This is a genomic window from Pseudomonas allokribbensis, assembly GCF_014863605.1.
Classification (GTDB): Bacteria; Pseudomonadota; Gammaproteobacteria; order Pseudomonadales; family Pseudomonadaceae; genus Aquipseudomonas; species Aquipseudomonas allokribbensis.
The window spans coordinates 5,620,502-5,637,819 of sequence record NZ_CP062252.1 but is presented as its reverse complement, the minus strand read 5'-3'; the positions used below and the strand labels follow the sequence as shown (position 1 = coordinate 5,637,819).

The window sequence follows — 17,318 nt, the reverse complement described above, 5'->3', positions numbered from 1 at the left end:
CGGCGAGAGGCGTTGGTTATGAAGTTTGTTGATGAAGTATCGATTCGCGTAAAAGCTGGCGACGGTGGCAATGGCGCCATGAGTTTCCGTCGGGAAAAATTCATTGAAAACGGTGGCCCGAACGGCGGTGACGGCGGTGACGGCGGTTCCATCTTCATGATGGCCGACGAAAACCTGAATACCCTGGTGGACTACCGCTACACCCGGCATTTCGACGCCGAGCGTGGTTCCAACGGCGGCAGCACCGACTGCACCGGCAAGAAGGGTGAAGACTTGATCCTGCGCGTGCCGGTCGGCACCACGGTGATTGACTCCGCCACCCAGGAAGTCATCGGTGACCTGACCAAGGCCGGTCAGAAACTGATGGTGGTTCAGGGCGGCTGGCACGGTCTGGGCAACACTCGTTTCAAATCCAGTACCAACCGTGCGCCGCGTCAGACCACGCCGGGCAAGCCGGGCGAGCAGCGCGACCTGAAACTGGAAATGAAGGTTCTGGCCGACGTCGGTCTGCTGGGCCTGCCGAACGCCGGTAAAAGTACCTTTATCCGTTCGGTATCGGCTGCCAAGCCGAAAGTCGCCGATTACCCGTTCACCACGCTGGTGCCAAACCTGGGTGTGGTCAGCGTCGATCGCTGGAAAAGCTTCGTCATCGCCGACATTCCGGGTCTGATCGAAGGTGCTTCCGACGGTGCCGGTCTCGGTATCCGTTTCCTCAAGCACTTGGCGCGTACCCGTCTGCTGCTGCACCTCGTGGACATGGCGCCGCTGGATGAAGCCAGTGCACCGGATGCTGCTGAAGTGATCGTCAACGAGCTGATCAAGTTCAGCCCGTCGCTGGCCGAGCGTGATCGCTGGCTGGTGCTGAACAAGTGCGACCAGATCCTTGAAGAAGAGCACGATGCTCGCGTCAAGGAAATCGTCGATCGTCTGGAATGGACCGGTCCGGTCTATGTGATCTCGGCCATCTCCAAGCTGGGTACCGAGCGTCTTTGCCACGACATCATGCGTTACATGGAAGATCGTGCCGATCGCCTGGCCAATGACCCGGCCTACAAGGAAGAGCTGGCCGATCTCGATCAGCGCATCGAAGACGAAGCCCGTGCTCAGTTGCAGGCGCTGGATGACAAGCGTGCCCTGCGTCGCAGCGGCGTGAAGTCGGTCCATGATATCGGCGACGATGACTGGGACGAAGAAGATGTGGATGACGAAGACGGTCCGGAAATCATTTACGTGCGTGACTGATTCGTTGAAGTAAACTTAAGCGCCGCTCAATCGAGCGGCGTTTTAGTATCTGGAAATCGATCGTTGGTCACGAATAACCACGAATAACGTCACGGGCAGCGCTGGGTCGCGCTGCCCTCAAGCTAAGGTTGAAGATGATGCGGAGCAAAGTGACAGGTGCGCAGCGTTGGGTCGTGAAGATCGGCAGCGCTTTGCTGACAGCGGATGGCAAGGGGCTTGATCGCGCGGCAATGGGTGTCTGGGTCGAGCAGATGGTGGCCTTGCATGAGGCTGGCGTCGAGTTGGTGCTGGTGTCCTCCGGGGCGGTGGCGGCCGGCATGAGCCGCTTGGGCTGGACCGCACGACCCAGTGCGATGCACGAGCTCCAGGCCGCTGCTGCAATCGGTCAGATGGGCTTGGTGCAGGCCTGGGAATCGAGCTTTGCCGAGCATGGCCGGCACACCGCGCAGATTCTCCTGACTCACGACGACCTGTCCGATCGCAAGCGCTACCTGAACGCCCGCAGCACCTTGCGTGCGCTGGTCGAGCTGAAGGTCATCCCGGTGATCAACGAAAACGACACTGTGGTCACCGACGAAATCCGTTTCGGCGACAACGACACGCTCGCTGCGCTGGTGGCCAACCTGGTCGAGGCTGATCTGCTGGTGATCCTGACGGATCGCGACGGCATGTTCGATGCCGATCCGCGCAACAATCCCGACGCGCAATTGATTTACGAGGCGCGCGCCGATGATCCGAGCCTGGATGCGGTGGCGGGTGGCACTGGTGGCGCGTTGGGTCGTGGTGGCATGCAGACCAAGTTGCGCGCGGCGCGTCTGGCGGCCCGTTCCGGGGCGCACACCATCATTGTCGGTGGGCGTCTGGAGCGAGTGCTCGATCGTCTGAAAGCGGGCGAGCGAATCGGTACGTTGCTGTCGCCTGAGCGCGGGATGCTGGCGGCACGCAAGCAGTGGCTGGCCGGGCATCTGCAAACCCGTGGCACGCTGGTGCTGGATGATGGTGCGGTCTCGGCGTTGTCCCAGGGCAACAAAAGTTTGCTGCCGGTTGGTGTCAAGTTGGTGCAGGGCAGTTTCCGTCGCGGCGAGATGGTGGTTTGCGTGGCGCCGGACGGTCGAGAAATCGCCCGTGGCCTGGCCAACTACAGCGCGCTGGAAGCACAAAAAATCATCGGTCAGTCGTCAGATGCGATTGTCGGTTTGCTGGGTTACATGGCTGAGCCGGAACTGGTTCACCGTGACAACCTGATTCTTGTTTGAGGAAACGCGCAATGCGCATGGCAAAAGGATTGTTGGGCTTGCTGATGGCGTTGCCATTGCTGGCCTCGGCCGAGGAAATCGGCCAGGTATCGACGGTGTTCAAGTTTGTCGGGCCGAACGACCGGATTGTGGTCGAGGCGTTCGATGATCCGAAAGTCGAGGGTGTGACCTGTTATCTGTCGCGCGCCAAGACTGGTGGCGTGAAGGGTGGCTTGGGGTTGGCCGAGGATCGTGCCGAGGCGTCCATTGCTTGTCGTCAGGTCGGTTCTATCAACTTCAAGGGTGAGTTGAAGGATGGCGAAGAGGTGTTCAAGGAGCGCACTTCGTTGGTGTTCAAGACCATGCAGGTGGTGCGTTTCCTCGACAAGAAGCGTAATACGCTGGTGTATCTGGTCTATAGCGATCGCCTGATCGAGGGTGGTCCGCAGAATGCGGTGACAGCGATCCCGATTCTGCCGTGGGCGCCAGTCCATTAATTTGGACGTAAATAAAAAGGGGAGCCGGTTGGCTCCTCTTTTTTTTTGCGTTGTTTTCAGCAAATCGCAGGCAATAAAAAACCGACCCTGAGGTCGGTTTTTTAATGACTACGTCGCTTAGGCAGCTTCTTTCAGTGCCTTGACGTGGCCATTCAGACGGCTCTTATGACGAGCAGCCTTGTTCTTGTGGATGATGCCTTTATCGGCCATACGGTCGATAACTGGCACAGCCAGAACGTATGCAGCTTGAGCTTTTTCAGCGTCTTTTGCGTCGATGGCTTTAACTACATTCTTGATGTAGGTACGAACCATGGAACGCAGGCTGGCGTTGTGGCTGCGACGCTTCTCAGCCTGTTTTGCACGTTTTTTGGCGGAAGGTGAGTTGGCCACCGTCGAGCTCCTCGAAAGACTTTTTAGGAAATAGCAAACAAAATAGGCCGCGAATCATGCCGATGAGTTGAAGTCTTGTCAAGGGCGCTTGAAACGTTCCGCTAAGTGGTAGGTGTGGTGCGACGGGATATTTCTTTCCGGCGTGTGACCTGTAAACTCGCGAGCTTTGGCTCTGTGCTGTTGCGGCGCGGAGTATCGCACAAGTAGGCGCATTGTTCGCCTGCTGTTTATCGACAGGCACAAATTCCTTCAATGAATCTGCTCAAATCGTTGGCCGCCGTCAGCTCTATCACGATGCTTTCCCGGATTCTCGGGTTTGTCCGCGACACGCTCATTGCGCGTACATTCGGCGCCGGAATGGCGACAGACGCCTTCTTCATCGCTTTCAAACTGCCCAATCTGCTGCGGCGAATCTTCGCCGAGGGTGCATTTTCCCAAGCGTTTGTGCCGATTCTTGCCGAATACAAAAGTCAGAAGGGTGAGGAGGCGACTCGCACCTTCATTGCCTATGTGACGGGACTTCTGACGCTGGTTCTGGCGCTGGTGACGGCGCTGGGCATGATTGCCGCGCCCTGGGTGATCTGGGCCACGGCCCCCGGTTTTGCCAACACACCGGAAAAATTCCAGCTGACCTCTGACCTGCTGCGAGTGACCTTCCCCTATATATTGCTGATCTCCCTGTCATCTCTGGCGGGTGCGATTCTCAATACCTGGAACCGTTTCTCGGTGCCGGCGTTCGTGCCGACCCTGCTCAACGTCAGCATGATCGTGTTTTCGCTGTTCCTGACGCCGTACTTCGATCCACCGGTCATGGCGCTCGGCTGGGCGGTGCTGGTTGGCGGTCTGGCGCAGTTGCTCTATCAACTGCCGCACCTGAAAAAGATCGGCATGCTGGTGCTGCCACGCCTGAATCTGCGCGATACCGGTGTCTGGCGGGTGATGAAACAGATGTTGCCGGCGATCATCGGTGTCTCGGTCAGCCAGATTTCCCTGATCATCAACACTATCTTCGCTTCGTTTCTGGTGGCGGGCTCGGTGTCGTGGATGTACTACGCCGACCGCCTCATGGAATTGCCGTCCGGCGTGCTGGGTGTGGCGCTGGGCACGATTTTGCTGCCGACATTGGCCAAGACCTACGCCAGCAAGGACCGTCACGAGTACTCGCGAATTCTCGACTGGGGCCTGCGCCTGTGCTTCGTACTGGTGTTGCCGTGTGCTTTGGCGCTGGGGATTCTGGCCGAGCCGTTGACGGTTTCGCTGTTCCAGTACGGCCAGTTCAGCGGGTTTGACGCAGCCATGACCCAGCGCGCGTTGATTGCCTACTCTGTCGGTCTGCTCGGCATTATCGTGATCAAAGTGCTGGCGCCAGGCTTCTACGCGCAACAGAACATCCGCACGCCGGTAAAAATCGCAATTTTCACCCTGGTGGTCACGCAGTTGTTCAACCTGGTGCTGATCGGCCCGCTGGCGCACGCCGGGCTGGCGTTGGCGATCAGCGCCGGTGCCTGTCTGAACGCCGGGCTGCTGTTCTATCAACTGCGCAAGCAGCAGATGTATCAACCGCAGCCGGGCTGGCTGAAGTTCGGTTTCAAGCTGGTGGTCGCCGTGGCGGTGATGTCGGTAGTGCTGTTGATCGGCATGCATTTCATGCCCGCGTGGGATCAGGGCCACATGCTGGAACGCTTCCTGCGCCTGGGCGCCTTGGTGGTTGCCGGCGTGGTGGCGTATTTCGGCATGTTGCTGCTGCTAGGTTTCCGCCTGCGCGACTTCAATCGCAAGGCGTTGAGCTGAGGTTTTATCCTTGATAAACGGGCTTGAGCCGGCAGTTTTGTCGGCTCGATCACTTTGGGTTACGGTGTTGCCTGTCGTCTGCCGCCGGGTGTGGTTATAATCGGCCACTTTATGAGCAAGAAGCGCGTTATGCAGCTGGTTCGAGGCCTTCACAACTTGCGCCCCCAGCATCGGGGCTGCGTCGCCACTATTGGCAACTTTGACGGTGTTCACCGTGGTCACCAGGCCATCCTGGCCCGACTGCGTGAGCGTGCGCTCGAGTTGGGCGTACCCAGCTGCGTGGTGATTTTCGAGCCGCAGCCACGGGAATTCTTTGCCCCGGAGACCGCTCCGGCGCGTCTGGCCCGGTTGCGCGACAAGCTGCAACTGCTGGCCGCCGAAGGTGTTGACCGGGTCTTGTGCCTGGCCTTCAACCAGCGCCTGAGCAAACTCAGCGCCAGTGAATTCGTCGACACCATCCTCGTTGATGGCCTCGGCGTGCAGCATCTGGAAGTCGGTGACGATTTCCGTTTCGGCTGCGACCGTCTCGGCGATTTCGATTTTCTGCTGCAGGCCGGGCAGGTTCACGGGTTTACCGTGGAGGCCGCGCAAACCGTCGAGCTGGACGGCATTCGTGTCAGCAGCACTCAGGTGCGCAATGCGTTGGCCGCCGCCGATTTTGCTCTGGCTGAGCGTCTGCTCGGCCGCCCGTACCGGATTGCCGGTCGCGTGCTGCATGGCCAGAAACTGGCCCGGCAACTGGGTACGCCCACTGCCAACATTCAACTCAAGCGCCGTCGCGTGCCGTTCACCGGGGTTTACCTGGTCGACGTCGACATCGACGGCAAGACTTGGCCCGGCGTCGCCAATATCGGCGTGCGGCCCACGGTGCAAGGTGATGGCAAGGCCCACCTTGAAGTCCACCTTTTAGATTTTGCCGGCGATCTGTATGACCGGCGTTTGACGGTGGTTTTCCACCAGAAGCTGCGTGAAGAGCAGCGTTTCGCCTCCCTGGAGGCATTGAAAACGGCGATCAGCGCGGATGTCGCCGCCGCCCGTGCACTAGCCGCACCTAGCGCCCATCGCTAATGAAGAGCCTTAAATGACCGACTATAAAGCCACGCTAAACCTTCCGGACACCGCCTTCCCAATGAAGGCCGGCCTGCCACAGCGCGAACCGCAGATCCTGCAGCGCTGGGACAGTATTGGCCTGTACGGAAAGTTGCGCGAGATTGGCAAGGATCGTCCGAAGTTCGTCCTGCACGACGGCCCTCCGTACGCCAACGGCACGATCCACATCGGTCACGCTCTGAACAAGATTCTCAAGGACATGATCATCCGCTCGAAGACCCTGTCGGGCTTCGACGCGCCGTACGTTCCAGGTTGGGATTGCCACGGCCTGCCGATCGAGCACAAGGTTGAAGTGACCCACGGCAAGAACCTGGGCGCGGACAAGACCCGCGAACTGTGCCGTGCCTACGCCACCGAGCAGATCGAAGGGCAGAAGACCGAATTCATCCGTCTCGGCGTGCTGGGCGACTTCGCCAACCCGTACAAGACCATGGACTTCAAGAACGAGGCTGGTGAAATCCGTGCCCTCGCCGAAATCGTCAAGGGCGGTTTCGTGTTCAAGGGCCTGAAGCCCGTGAACTGGTGCTTCGATTGCGGTTCGGCCCTGGCCGAGGCTGAAGTCGAGTACGAGAACAAGAAGTCCTCGACCATCGACGTCGCGTTCCCGATCGCTGACGAGGCCAAACTGGCCGCCGCGTTCGGTCTGCCGTCGTTGAGCAAACCGGCTTCGATCGTGATCTGGACCACCACTCCGTGGACCATCCCGGCCAACCAGGCGCTGAACGTTCACCCTGAATTCAACTACGCACTGGTTGATGTCGGCGACAAGCTGCTGGTGCTGGCTGAAGAGCTGGTCGAATCCTGCCTGACCCGTTACGGCGTCGAAGGCACTGTATTGGCGACCGCTCCGGGTTCGGCGCTGGAACTGATCAATTTCCGTCACCCGTTCTACGACCGTCTGTCGCCGGTGTACCTGGCCGACTACGTGGAACTGGGCGCCGGCACCGGCGTGGTTCACTCCGCCCCGGCCTACGGCGTGGATGACTTCGTGACCTGCAAGAAGTACGGCATGGTCAACGACGATATCCTCAACCCGGTACAGAGCAACGGCGTTTACGTGCCGTCGCTGGAGTTCTTCGGCGGCCAGTTCATCTGGAAGGCCAACCCGGCCATCGTCGACAAACTGACCGAAGTCGGTGCGCTGCTGCACACCACCGTCATCGAACACAGCTACATGCACTGCTGGCGTCACAAGACCCCGCTGATCTACCGCGCTACGGCGCAGTGGTTCATCGGCATGGACAAAGAGCCGGTCAGCGGCGACACCCTGCGTGTGCGCTCGCTCAAAGCCATCGAAGAAACCAAGTTCGTTCCGGCCTGGGGCCAGGCTCGTCTGCACTCGATGATCGCCAACCGTCCGGACTGGTGCATCTCCCGTCAGCGCAACTGGGGTGTGCCGATCCCGTTCTTCCTGAACAAGGAAAGCGGCGAGCTGCACCCACGTACCGTCGAGCTGATGGAAGAAGTCGCCAAGCGCGTTGAAGTCGAAGGCATCGAAGCCTGGTTCAAACTCGACGCTGCCGAACTGCTGGGTGATGAAGCCCCGCAGTACGACAAGATCAGCGACACCCTCGACGTCTGGTTCGACTCGGGCACCACGCACTGGCACGTCCTGCGCGGTTCGCACCCGATGGGCCACGAGACCGGCCCGCGCGCCGACCTGTACCTGGAAGGTTCGGACCAGCACCGTGGCTGGTTCCATTCGTCCTTGCTGACCGGTTGCGCCATCGACAACCACGCGCCGTACCGCGAGCTGCTGACCCACGGTTTCACCGTGGACGAGTCCGGCCGCAAGATGTCCAAGTCCCTGGGCAACGTGATCGCGCCGCAGAAAGTCAACGACACCCTGGGCGCCGACATCATGCGTCTGTGGGTCGCTTCGACCGACTACTCCGGCGAAATGGCCGTATCCGAGCAGATCCTGCAGCGCAGTGCGGACGCCTATCGTCGTATCCGTAACACCGCGCGCTTCCTGCTTTCCAACCTGACCGGTTTCAACCCGGCCACCGACCTGCTGCCAGCCGAAGACATGCTGGCGCTGGATCGCTGGGCGGTGGATCGCACCCTGCTGCTGCAACGCGAGCTGCAAGAGCACTACGGCGAATACCGTTTCTGGAACGTCTACTCGAAGATCCACAACTTCTGCGTTCAGGAGCTGGGTGGTTTCTACCTCGACATCATCAAGGATCGCCAGTACACCACCGGCGCCGACAGCAAGGCCCGTCGTTCGTGCCAGACCGCGCTGTTCCACATCTCCGAAGCGCTGGTGCGCTGGATCGCACCGATCCTGGCATTCACCGCCGACGAACTGTGGCAATACCTGCCGGGCGAGCGCAACGAATCGGTGATGCTCAACACCTGGTACGAAGGTCTGACCGAGCTGCCGGAAGGCTTCGAGCTGGGTCGCGCCTACTGGGATCGCATCATGGAAGTGAAGGTGGCGGTCAACAAAGAGATGGAAATCCAGCGCGCGGCCAAGGCCGTGGGTGGCAACCTGCAGGCCGAAGTGACGCTGTTCGCCGAAGACGACCTGAGCGCCGACCTGGCCAAACTGAGCAACGAGCTGCGCTTCGTTCTGATTACTTCGACCGCCAGCGTTGCGCCGTTCGTGCAGGCTCCTGCCGATGCAGTGGCTACTGAAGTCAGCGGCCTGAAGCTGAAGATCGTCAAATCGGCCTTCCCGAAATGCGCCCGTTGCTGGCACTGCCGTGAAGACGTCGGCGTGAACCCGGAGCATCCGGAAATCTGCGGCCGTTGCGTGGACAACATCGACGGCGCCGGCGAGGTTCGTCACTATGCCTAATGCCGTTGGCCGTTTCGGACGGCTGAGCTGGCTCTGGTTGAGCTTGCTGGTTCTGGTCATTGACCAGGCCAGCAAGTTCTACTTCGAAGGCAAGCTCGAGATGTACCAGCAGATCGTGATCATTCCCGATTACTTCAGCTGGACCCTGGCCTACAACACGGGCGCGGCATTCAGCTTCCTGGCTGACAGCTCCGGCTGGCAGCGCTGGCTGTTCGCCCTGATCGCGGTCGTGGTCAGTGCGGTGCTGGTGGTCTGGCTCAAACGCCTGGGCCGCAACGAAACCTGGCTGGCCGTCGCACTGGCATTGGTGCTGGGCGGCGCGCTGGGCAATCTGTATGACCGCATTGCCCTGGGGCATGTGATCGATTTCATTCTGGTGCACTGGCAGAACCGCTGGTACTTCCCGGCGTTCAACTTCGCCGACAGCGCCATCACCGTGGGTGCGGTGATGCTGGCACTGGACATGTTCAAATCCAAGAAATCCGGAGAAACCGTTCATGACTGAACAGGTATTGGCTGAGCAACGCATTGGCCAGAACACGGAAGTCACCTTGCACTTTGCATTGCGCCTGGAGAACGGCGATACGGTCGACAGCACCTTCGACAAGGCCCCGGCGACCTTCAAGGTCGGCGACGGCAACTTGCTGCCGGGCTTCGAGGCGGCGTTGTTCGGCTTCAAGGCAGGTGACAAGCGGACTCTGACCGTCGAGCCGGAAAACGCGTTCGGCCAGCCGAACCCGCAGAACGTGCAGGTCATTCCACGTTCGCAGTTTGCCGACATGGAACTGTCGCCGGGTCTGCTGGTGATCTTCAACGATGCGGCCAATACTGAGCTGCCGGGTGTGGTGAAAGAGTTCGACGACGCGCAAGTGACCGTCGACTTCAACCATCCGCTGGCCGGCAAGACGCTGACCTTTGACGTGGAAATCTTCTCCGTCAAAGCGTTGTAAACGCTGTTCTGCAGGGGCCGCACCGGCTCCTGCATTGATCTGAATTTTCGCGCGCAAGACACGAGGCACAGCATGCAAATCAAACTCGCCAACCCCCGTGGCTTCTGCGCCGGCGTGGACCGGGCGATCGAAATCGTCAACCGCGCCCTGGAAGTCTTCGGGCCGCCGATCTACGTGCGTCATGAAGTGGTGCACAACAAGTTCGTCGTCGAGGACCTGCGCAGTCGTGGCGCGATCTTCGTCGAAGAGCTGGATCAGGTGCCGGACGATGTCATCGTGATCTTCAGTGCCCATGGCGTCTCGCAAGCCGTGCGCACCGAAGCCGCCGGTCGTGGCCTGAAAGTGTTCGACGCCACTTGCCCGCTGGTGACCAAGGTGCACATCGAAGTCGCCAAGTACAGCCGCGACGGCCGTGAATGCATCCTGATCGGCCACGCCGGTCACCCGGAAGTCGAAGGCACCATGGGCCAGTACGACGCCAGCAATGGCGGTGCAATCTACCTCGTCGAAGACGAGAAGGATGTTGCCGAACTGCGGGTACATGACCCGGAAAAACTGGCCTTCGTGACCCAGACCACCTTGTCGATGGACGACACCAGTCGAGTCATCGACGCGTTGCGCTCCCGTTTCCCGGCCATCGGTGGCCCGCGCAAGGACGATATCTGCTACGCCACGCAGAACCGTCAGGACGCGGTCAAGCAACTGGCCGACGAATGCGACGTGGTGTTGGTGGTCGGCAGCCCGAACAGCTCCAACTCCAACCGTCTGCGCGAGCTGGCAGAACGCATGGCCACGCCGGCGTACCTGATCGACGGTGCCGAAGATCTGCAAAAGAGCTGGTTCGATGGCGTCGAGCGCATCGGTATCACCGCCGGGGCCTCCGCACCGGAAGTGCTGGTACGTGGCGTGATCCAGCAATTGCAGGCCTGGGGCGCTACCGGTGCCGATGAACTGGCCGGGCGTGAAGAGAACATCACGTTCTCCATGCCTAAAGAGCTGCGCGTACGTTCGATCTGACCGCTTTATCCTTTCGACACAGCGCCTGTTCAGCCTTTTCGCTGGCCAGGCGCACGCGACCGGTCGCCGCCAGCACCAGTTGAAGCTGGCTGACCGGCTCGCGGGTCGAACAGATATGTAGTTTTCCTGCCTGAAACGCCCGCCCGGGCATCAGCGGTTGCCCCAGACTGCTGAACCGTATGTACCGACTGACGAACCAGTTGCCGACAATGGGTATTCGCCCATCACTGGCGTGTTCGACCAGCAGCGGATTGCTTCTGTCCTCCGCACCCTTGCCACTGACATCCAGAATGATCCGCCAGCCCCGGCTCCAGTCCCCGTCGATGCCGTGAATCACCACGCTCTGATTGCGCGTGATCGCCTGGGTCCGGGCAGTGCGGATCCCGCTGATCAGCGATTCTGCGGCCTGCTGTCGGTGGTTTGACTCCGTCAGCGTTGCAAACGCCGGGCTGACCAGTGACAGAACAATTGCGCCGATCGCCAGTCCCATAAGCAGTTCGACCAGGCTGAAACCCTGTTGCGGCATGTGTATTCCCTCCGTGGGGCAGGGTGTCCGACGCGATCCGTGCGCCGGGCAGGGCAAATCAACCGACGTAACCCGGTCGAATGTTCTAGGTTTGTAGAGCAGGTATAGCCGACGGCAACGGAGGGCATCGATGGATCATCGTACAAAAGGTTTCACGCTGATCGAGCTGTTGGTGGCGGTCGCGTTGTTTGTGATCCTGATCACGATGGCCGTGCCGGCGTTTACCCGTTCGATACAGGGCAGCAAGGCCGACACCGAAGTCGGCGACCTGCAGCGGGCGCTCAACTACGCCCGTCTGGAAGCCATCGATCGCGGGACGACCATTCGCTTGCGGCCGACCGCCGGGGGCAGCGTCTGGACTGGCGAATTGTCGGTCTACGACAGTACTGGCACTTCGGCCAATGTATTGCGGGTTGTTCCAGCGATGAGCAGTGGGGCGACTCTGACGCTAACCTCAGGAGTGACCGCGCTGGATTTCAACAATCTGGGCGGCCTGGCAGCACCGTCCACGGCGGTGGTGTTCAGTTACACGCTGGGCACGCAAAGCAGGACGCTGAACGTGTGTCTGAATGGACGAATTCAATCGGGTGGAAGCTGCGGATGAGGGCAGGGAGCAAAGGTGCACAGGAAGGCATGTCGCTGATCGAAATCCTGGTCGCGTTGCTGATTCTGACGGTCGGGTTGCTGGGGGCGGCGGCGGTTCAGCTCAATGCGCTGAAGTACACCGACAGCTCGCGCATGACCAGTCAGGCCAGCTTCATCGCCTACGACATGATGGACCGCATCCGCGCCAACGCCGGCGCTGACTACACCGTCACGCCGCCGACCTCGGGCAACCTGAATGTCACTCGGGATCAGGATCTCTACGACTTCACCACCAACATCGTCAATTTCGGCGGGCCGAGCGCCACCGGCAGCATCACCCTCAATCAGCGCGTGTACACCATCACCATCAACTGGAGTGACGCGCGAGCCGCCAACACCGCGAGCGCCCCGCGAAGTTTTGTCCTGACCAGCCGCGCCGCGGTCGACCCGGTGGCCACGCCATGAAGCGGCATAACCAGGGTTTCGGCCTGATCGAAATGCTCATCGCGTTGACGCTGGGGCTGATCATCGTGCTAGGCGTCGTACAAACCTTTCTCGCGGCGAAGAACACCTACGTCAGCCAGAACACCTCGGCTGCCATGCAGGAAGATGCGCGGTTTGTGTTGAGCAAAATGATTCAGGAATTGCGCATGGTCGGGATGTTCGGCTGCCTGGGGACCATTACCGATTCCAGTAGCAGCGGCGACTTCAATGCCGCCCAGATCACGCCGATCAGTTGGGACAACACCAACCTCAAACTGACACTGGTTACCGCCGACGTCGGTGGTGCGGGCGGGACGCCGACCTGGACAGTGGTGTCTGACTGCCGCAACAGTTCAACGGCCTATACGGGTGTGCGAGCTCCGGCGACCGGGCAAATCGCGTTTCCGATCCGGCGTCTGGTCTACAGCTTCAGCAACAACCAGATCCTGATGGGCACCGGCAGCGGTACGCCGACCCAGCAAGTGCTGGTGAGCAATGTCAGTGCGTTCACCGTCCTGTTTGGCCTGGCCAGTACCGCGACCGATGTGGCTGCTTCGACCTACAGCAGCAACCCCAGTGATCCGGCACGCATCCGCAGCGTACGCCTGAGCCTGACCCTCACTGATCCGAACAACCGGATCGCCAATCAAACCTTCAACGTGGTTGCCGCGCTGCGCAACCGCTTGCAGTGAGGGCCGGTCGATGAATATTTCTCTTCATCAGCGACGAAGCCAGCGCGGCATGGTGTTGTTGGTCAGTCTGGTGTTTCTGTTGCTCCTGACCGTGATCGGTCTTTCTTCGATGCAGAGCGCCAATCTGCAGGAAAAAATGGCCGGTAGCGTGAGTCTGCGCAACCAATCGTTCCAGACCGCCGAGGCGGCGCTACGCATCGGCGAAAGCGCGGTGCAACTGGACAGCTATGCACTGGCGGTGTGTGCCAATACCACGCAATGCGCGCCGCCGGCGGAGTCGTCGGTGGTCAGCGCGGCGGGGCTCAACTCGACGTCGGGCGTTACCTGGGTCGCTGCGGGCAGCGGCTTCTACGGGGTGCAGAACATCGGCACCACCCTGACGGCGGTGAACGTGCCGAGCAATACCTCGGCGACGCTGTACCGGGTCACGGCTGTCGGCATCGTCGGCAGCTCACGCAGTGTGGTGGAGAGCGTTTATGCGAAGTACTGAGCGACGCTCTGGCCGGTGGTCCGGGTTCATGGGCCTGTTATTGGGCCTGTATCTGGCGGCGCCAGCGTATGCCTTCACCCCGTCCGACTCGCCACTGTTGAGCGCCGCGGCAGTACCGCCGAATGTCATGCTGTTGATCGACGATTCGGGAAGCATGAACAGCATCATTTATGCCGCCGGTTTTGATCCGACGGTGACTCGTACGCCGGCCCGCCAGTGCAACGCGGTGCTGGGTTTGTGCCTGTCTTCGACGGCGATCACCGGTGATCCGGTGTTTCTGTCGAGCCTGCCGACCTCCGGCTGCTCCGGCGGTGCCTATGCGTTCTACAACAACAGCCTGACGCCGCTGTGCCTGAAACTGCCGGACCCGGTGGGCGGCGGAAACACCCGCTATTACGGGGATTACATCGCCTACGTGGTCGGCCTCGCCATCAATAACGGTACGCGTGATTTCACCACCGGGGCCATTCCCAATGACTACCGGATCAACGTCGCACGCAACGTTTCCACGGCGCTGGTGACCAGCAACCGCAATCTGCGCATCGGTCTGTCGACGTTCAACCCGGCCACCAGCAACAACCCGGGCAATGGCGGGTACATCGCCCGTTCCATCAGTGACCTGTCGCCGGTGAGCGGCAGCGTGACCCAGGGCCAGGCCGACACCAACTACAACGCCCTGATTTCGTCGATCAATGGCCTGAGCGCCGTGGCCAACACGCCATTGGCGGAGACCTATTACGAAATCACCCGCTACATGCGCGGCATGGCGCCGTACTACAACAACACGCCAAACACCTACACCAGCCCGATCCAGTACCGCTGCCAGAAAAACTACGGGGTGGTGATCACCGACGGCCTGCCAACCTACGACCGCACATTCCCCAACAATGATCCCCTCGGGGGCAGTCGCCTGCCGAACTGGGACGGGGTCAACAATGACGGCAACAACCTCAACGGTGATAACGAGGGCGACACGCTGTACCTGGACGACATCGCCAAGTTTGCCTTCGACATCGACATGCGTTCGACCGGCGTCGATGCGGCCGGCAAGAGTTGGAGTTCGGCAGACTTTCCCAAGCAAAACATGAACACCTACACCGTTGGCTTCACTGCCGATAACGATATGCTGTCGGACGCGGCGGCGTACGGGCAGGGCAGGTATTACCAGGCCACCGACAGCGCCGGCCTCAACACAGCATTGTCGGCGGCATTGAGCGACATCACCTCCAAGGCGGGTTCCGGCGGTAGCGGTGTCACCAGCGGCACCACGCTGGCGAGCGGCAGCAGTTATTTCCAGACCAGTTACGACCCCAGGGACTGGCGCGGCACCATCAAGTCGTTCGGTTTCACTTCGGCCGGGACGGTGAACACCTCAACGGTGCTGTGGACAACCGACACCGCCATCGTTCCCGGTGCTGCGGCACCGACCTACCAATCGTGGAATACCGCGAACAACGCGGCGGTCACCCTTGCCTACGGCAACTTCTCGGCAACCCAGCAGACCTCGCTCAGCCAGAGCCTGCCCTCCGGCATCAGCGGCAGCGATCTGGTGGAGTGGAGCAAAGGCACCAACAAGACCGGGCTCAAGGTTCGCAGCGTGCTGTTGGGCGACATCATCAACTCGCCGCTGGTGCTGGCCTCGCCCTCGGACAAGACCGCTTCCGACCTGTCGGGTGACACCACCTACACCAGTTACCTGACCACCAAAGCCGCGAACATGAACGCCAGCCTGGTGGTGAATGGCAACGACGGTTTTGTCAGCGTCATCAACTCGGCCAACGGCACCCGGCGCTATGCCTACATGCCATCGAGCGTGTTGCCGTCATTGCGGCTGATCGCCGACCCGAACTACATCAACGGCGTCAGCCACAAGTTTCTGGTGGACGGGCAGGTCGGTGTCTACGACGTGCAGTTCGGCAGCGCCTGGAAAACCCTGGCCATCGGCGGCACCGGGGCCGGTGGCAAGACGTTCTATGCGCTGCAACTGTTCGACGCATCGGCGGGGAACATTCTCAATGCGCTGTGGGAAGTCAGCGCTCCGGCGACTGCCAACACGGCCAACACTTTCAATGATCTGGGTTATGCCTACGCCCGGCCGGAAGTGGCACGCTTGGCCGATGGTCGATGGGCGGCCTTCATCGCCAACGGTTACGGCAGCAACTCGGGAGTGGCGGCGTTGTATGTGCTGGATGTGCGCGATGGTTCATTGATCAAGAAAATCGTCATCGACAGCACGGAAACCACCAATGGCTTGTCCTCGGTGAAGCTCAAGGTCAATTCGCAGAATGTGGTGCAGGCTGCGTATGGCGGCGATTTGAAGGGACGCCTGTGGAAGTTCGACCTGAGCGCGACCACCACCGACGGCTGGGGTGTGGCGTTCTCCGGCAAGCCGCTGTTCACGACGGCGGGCGGGGCGACTCAACCGATCACAGCGCAGCCGCTGTTGGCGGATAATTCTTTGGGCGGCAAACAGATATTCGTCGGTACCGGCAAGTTCAACGAAACCGCCGACAAGACCAACAAGGATCTGCAGGCGTTCTACTCGGTGTGGGATGCCGACGGCGGATCGGGCCAGCTCACGGTCAGCAGTTTGCAGGCGCAGGCCATCACCGGTGTGTTTTCCGGCAGTTCGGGGCAGTTCGTCACCACCACCCAGAACGACACGACGTATCCGGCGGAGAAGGGCTGGTACCTGCCGCTGGTGTACAACAACGTATTGACGGGGGAACGGGTGATCAATCAGGCCAGCCTGGTGCTCGGGCGTATCGTATTCACCACGGCCAGTGTCGATACCACTGACCCGTGCTCCAGTTTCGGCACCGGCAAACTGGTCGAACTCGATGCGTTCAGCGGTAAGATGCTCAACTATGCGGTGCTCGACACCAACGCCGACGGCGTGGTCGACAGCAACGACACGATTTCCAGCGGCGTGGTATTCAGCGGCGGCATTCCCACCCTGAACGCCATCGTCAATGGCGCAACGCGCAAGATCGTGAACGATTCCAGTGGCGGTATCACCACCCTGGTGGAAAAATCCGGCGGCGGCAGCCGTCGTATCATGTGGCGACAAATACAGTAAGCGAGAGTTGAGGCATGCGCAGATCCATCCGAGGATTTACCCTGATCGAAATCATGATCGTGATTGCGATTATCGGGATCATCATCACCATTGCCGCACCGAGCTATACCGAATACCTGAAGAAGGGCCGTCGCGCCGAGGTGGTATCGCTGCTGTCGGAGCAGGCGCAGACGCTCGAGCGCTTCTACACCAAAAACAACGTTTACACAGGCATCACCGGTCTCAGCGCGGGCAATGATTTCTACACGATCACCCCGACCATCGCTGACCAGACCTTTCTGCTGACCGCGACCCGCAAGGCCGGTACGACCATGGCCGGCGACAAGTGCGGGGACTTCACCCTCACCAACACCGGTGTGCGCAGCATGAACAACGCGACAACCGGGCTGACCTCCAAGGATTGCTGGGGCCGCTGAGCCGCTTTTATT

18 protein-coding genes are annotated in these 17,318 nt (G+C 60.4%); 15 read left to right on the top strand and 3 right to left on the bottom strand.

The window, feature by feature from the left end:
• The first annotated feature begins 18 nt into the window (after positions 1-18).
• The 3 genes from cgtA to IF199_RS25865 all read left to right on the top strand — a co-directional run bounded on the left by cgtA (position 19) and on the right by IF199_RS25865 (position 2,974).
• Entirely contained in the window at positions 19-1,242 is a 1,224-nt protein-coding gene (cgtA, locus tag IF199_RS25875; protein ID WP_192559036.1) for an Obg family GTPase CgtA, read from the top strand.
• 137 nt (positions 1,243-1,379) lie between these two features.
• The gene (proB, locus tag IF199_RS25870) at positions 1,380-2,498 is read left to right on the top strand and encodes a glutamate 5-kinase (protein ID WP_085689726.1); all 1,119 of its coding nucleotides are present in this window, start codon (positions 1,380-1,382) and stop codon (positions 2,496-2,498) included.
• Positions 2,499-2,509: 11 nt separating this feature from the next.
• Positions 2,510-2,974 (top strand): CreA family protein, encoded by a 465-nt coding sequence (locus tag IF199_RS25865; RefSeq protein ID WP_192559035.1) that lies wholly within the window; start codon positions 2,510-2,512, stop codon positions 2,972-2,974.
• Positions 2,975-3,091: 117 nt separating this feature from the next.
• Here the strand turns inward: IF199_RS25865 and rpsT are convergent, their stop codons facing one another.
• Positions 3,092-3,364, bottom strand: coding sequence for a 30S ribosomal protein S20 (gene rpsT, locus IF199_RS25860; RefSeq protein WP_003228351.1), 273 nt, complete (start codon positions 3,362-3,364; stop codon positions 3,092-3,094).
• Positions 3,365-3,616: 252 nt separating this feature from the next.
• Between rpsT and murJ the strand changes: the two genes are divergently transcribed.
• Complete coding sequence (murJ, locus tag IF199_RS25855; protein ID WP_192559034.1) at positions 3,617-5,155, top strand: murein biosynthesis integral membrane protein MurJ; 1,539 nt, start codon at positions 3,617-3,619, stop codon at positions 5,153-5,155.
• Here murJ and IF199_RS30300 read toward each other — a convergent pair.
• Positions 5,111-5,377: a hypothetical protein gene (locus tag IF199_RS30300; RefSeq protein WP_208491913.1), complete on the bottom strand. Its 267-nt coding sequence runs from the start codon at positions 5,375-5,377 to the stop codon at positions 5,111-5,113. The two genes, murJ and IF199_RS30300, sit on opposite strands and share 45 nt — an antisense overlap.
• On the opposite strand from IF199_RS30300, the gene ribF reads away from it, so the two are divergent.
• The 5 genes from ribF to ispH all read left to right on the top strand — a co-directional run bounded on the left by ribF (position 5,285) and on the right by ispH (position 11,035).
• On the top strand, positions 5,285-6,223 hold the full coding sequence (ribF, locus tag IF199_RS25850; protein ID WP_007959537.1) for a bifunctional riboflavin kinase/FAD synthetase: 939 nt from the start codon (positions 5,285-5,287) through the stop codon (positions 6,221-6,223). The two genes, IF199_RS30300 and ribF, sit on opposite strands and share 93 nt — an antisense overlap.
• 13 nt (positions 6,224-6,236) lie before the next feature.
• Positions 6,237-9,068: an isoleucine--tRNA ligase gene (gene ileS / locus IF199_RS25845; RefSeq protein ID WP_192559033.1), complete on the top strand. Its 2,832-nt coding sequence runs from the start codon at positions 6,237-6,239 to the stop codon at positions 9,066-9,068.
• Positions 9,061-9,573, top strand: a complete 513-nt coding sequence (lspA, locus tag IF199_RS25840) for a signal peptidase II (RefSeq protein WP_096820866.1) — start codon at positions 9,061-9,063, stop codon at positions 9,571-9,573. The genes ileS and lspA overlap by 8 nt, the downstream gene beginning before the upstream one ends.
• A 7-nt stretch (positions 9,574-9,580) precedes the next feature.
• Positions 9,581-10,018 (top strand): FKBP-type peptidyl-prolyl cis-trans isomerase, encoded by a 438-nt coding sequence (gene fkpB, locus IF199_RS25835; protein WP_173861359.1) that lies wholly within the window; start codon positions 9,581-9,583, stop codon positions 10,016-10,018.
• A 72-nt stretch (positions 10,019-10,090) separates the two neighbouring features.
• Positions 10,091-11,035 carry a 4-hydroxy-3-methylbut-2-enyl diphosphate reductase gene (ispH, locus tag IF199_RS25830; protein ID WP_192559032.1) on the top strand — a complete coding sequence of 315 codons (945 nt, stop codon included), beginning with the start codon at positions 10,091-10,093 and terminating at the stop codon, positions 11,033-11,035.
• Here ispH and IF199_RS25825 read toward each other — a convergent pair.
• Positions 11,007-11,561, bottom strand: a complete 555-nt coding sequence (locus IF199_RS25825; protein ID WP_192559031.1) for a GspH/FimT family pseudopilin — start codon at positions 11,559-11,561, stop codon at positions 11,007-11,009. The two genes, ispH and IF199_RS25825, sit on opposite strands and share 29 nt — an antisense overlap.
• A 130-nt stretch (positions 11,562-11,691) precedes the next feature.
• Here IF199_RS25825 and IF199_RS25820 point away from each other — a divergent pair, with 130 nt between their 5' ends.
• From IF199_RS25820 to IF199_RS25795, 6 genes are read left to right on the top strand one after another with little or no spacing between them, the layout of a single operon-like run.
• Complete coding sequence (locus IF199_RS25820) at positions 11,692-12,165, top strand: GspH/FimT family pseudopilin (protein ID WP_096820869.1); 474 nt, start codon at positions 11,692-11,694, stop codon at positions 12,163-12,165.
• Positions 12,162-12,611 (top strand): type IV pilus modification protein PilV, encoded by a 450-nt coding sequence (gene pilV, locus IF199_RS25815; RefSeq protein ID WP_192559030.1) that lies wholly within the window; start codon positions 12,162-12,164, stop codon positions 12,609-12,611. Before IF199_RS25820 ends, pilV begins: the two co-directional genes overlap by 4 nt.
• Entirely contained in the window at positions 12,608-13,321 is a 714-nt protein-coding gene (locus IF199_RS25810; protein WP_192559029.1) for a PilW family protein, read from the top strand. Before pilV ends, IF199_RS25810 begins: the two co-directional genes overlap by 4 nt.
• A 10-nt stretch (positions 13,322-13,331) precedes the next feature.
• Positions 13,332-13,811 (top strand): pilus assembly PilX family protein, encoded by a 480-nt coding sequence (locus IF199_RS25805; RefSeq protein ID WP_096820872.1) that lies wholly within the window; start codon positions 13,332-13,334, stop codon positions 13,809-13,811.
• Entirely contained in the window at positions 13,798-16,890 is a 3,093-nt protein-coding gene (locus tag IF199_RS25800) for a pilus assembly protein (RefSeq protein ID WP_192559028.1), read from the top strand. Before IF199_RS25805 ends, IF199_RS25800 begins: the two co-directional genes overlap by 14 nt.
• A gap of 14 nt (positions 16,891-16,904) precedes the next feature.
• Entirely contained in the window at positions 16,905-17,306 is a 402-nt protein-coding gene (locus IF199_RS25795) for a type IV pilin protein (RefSeq protein WP_096820874.1), read from the top strand.
• Positions 17,307-17,318: the final 12 nt, after the last annotated feature.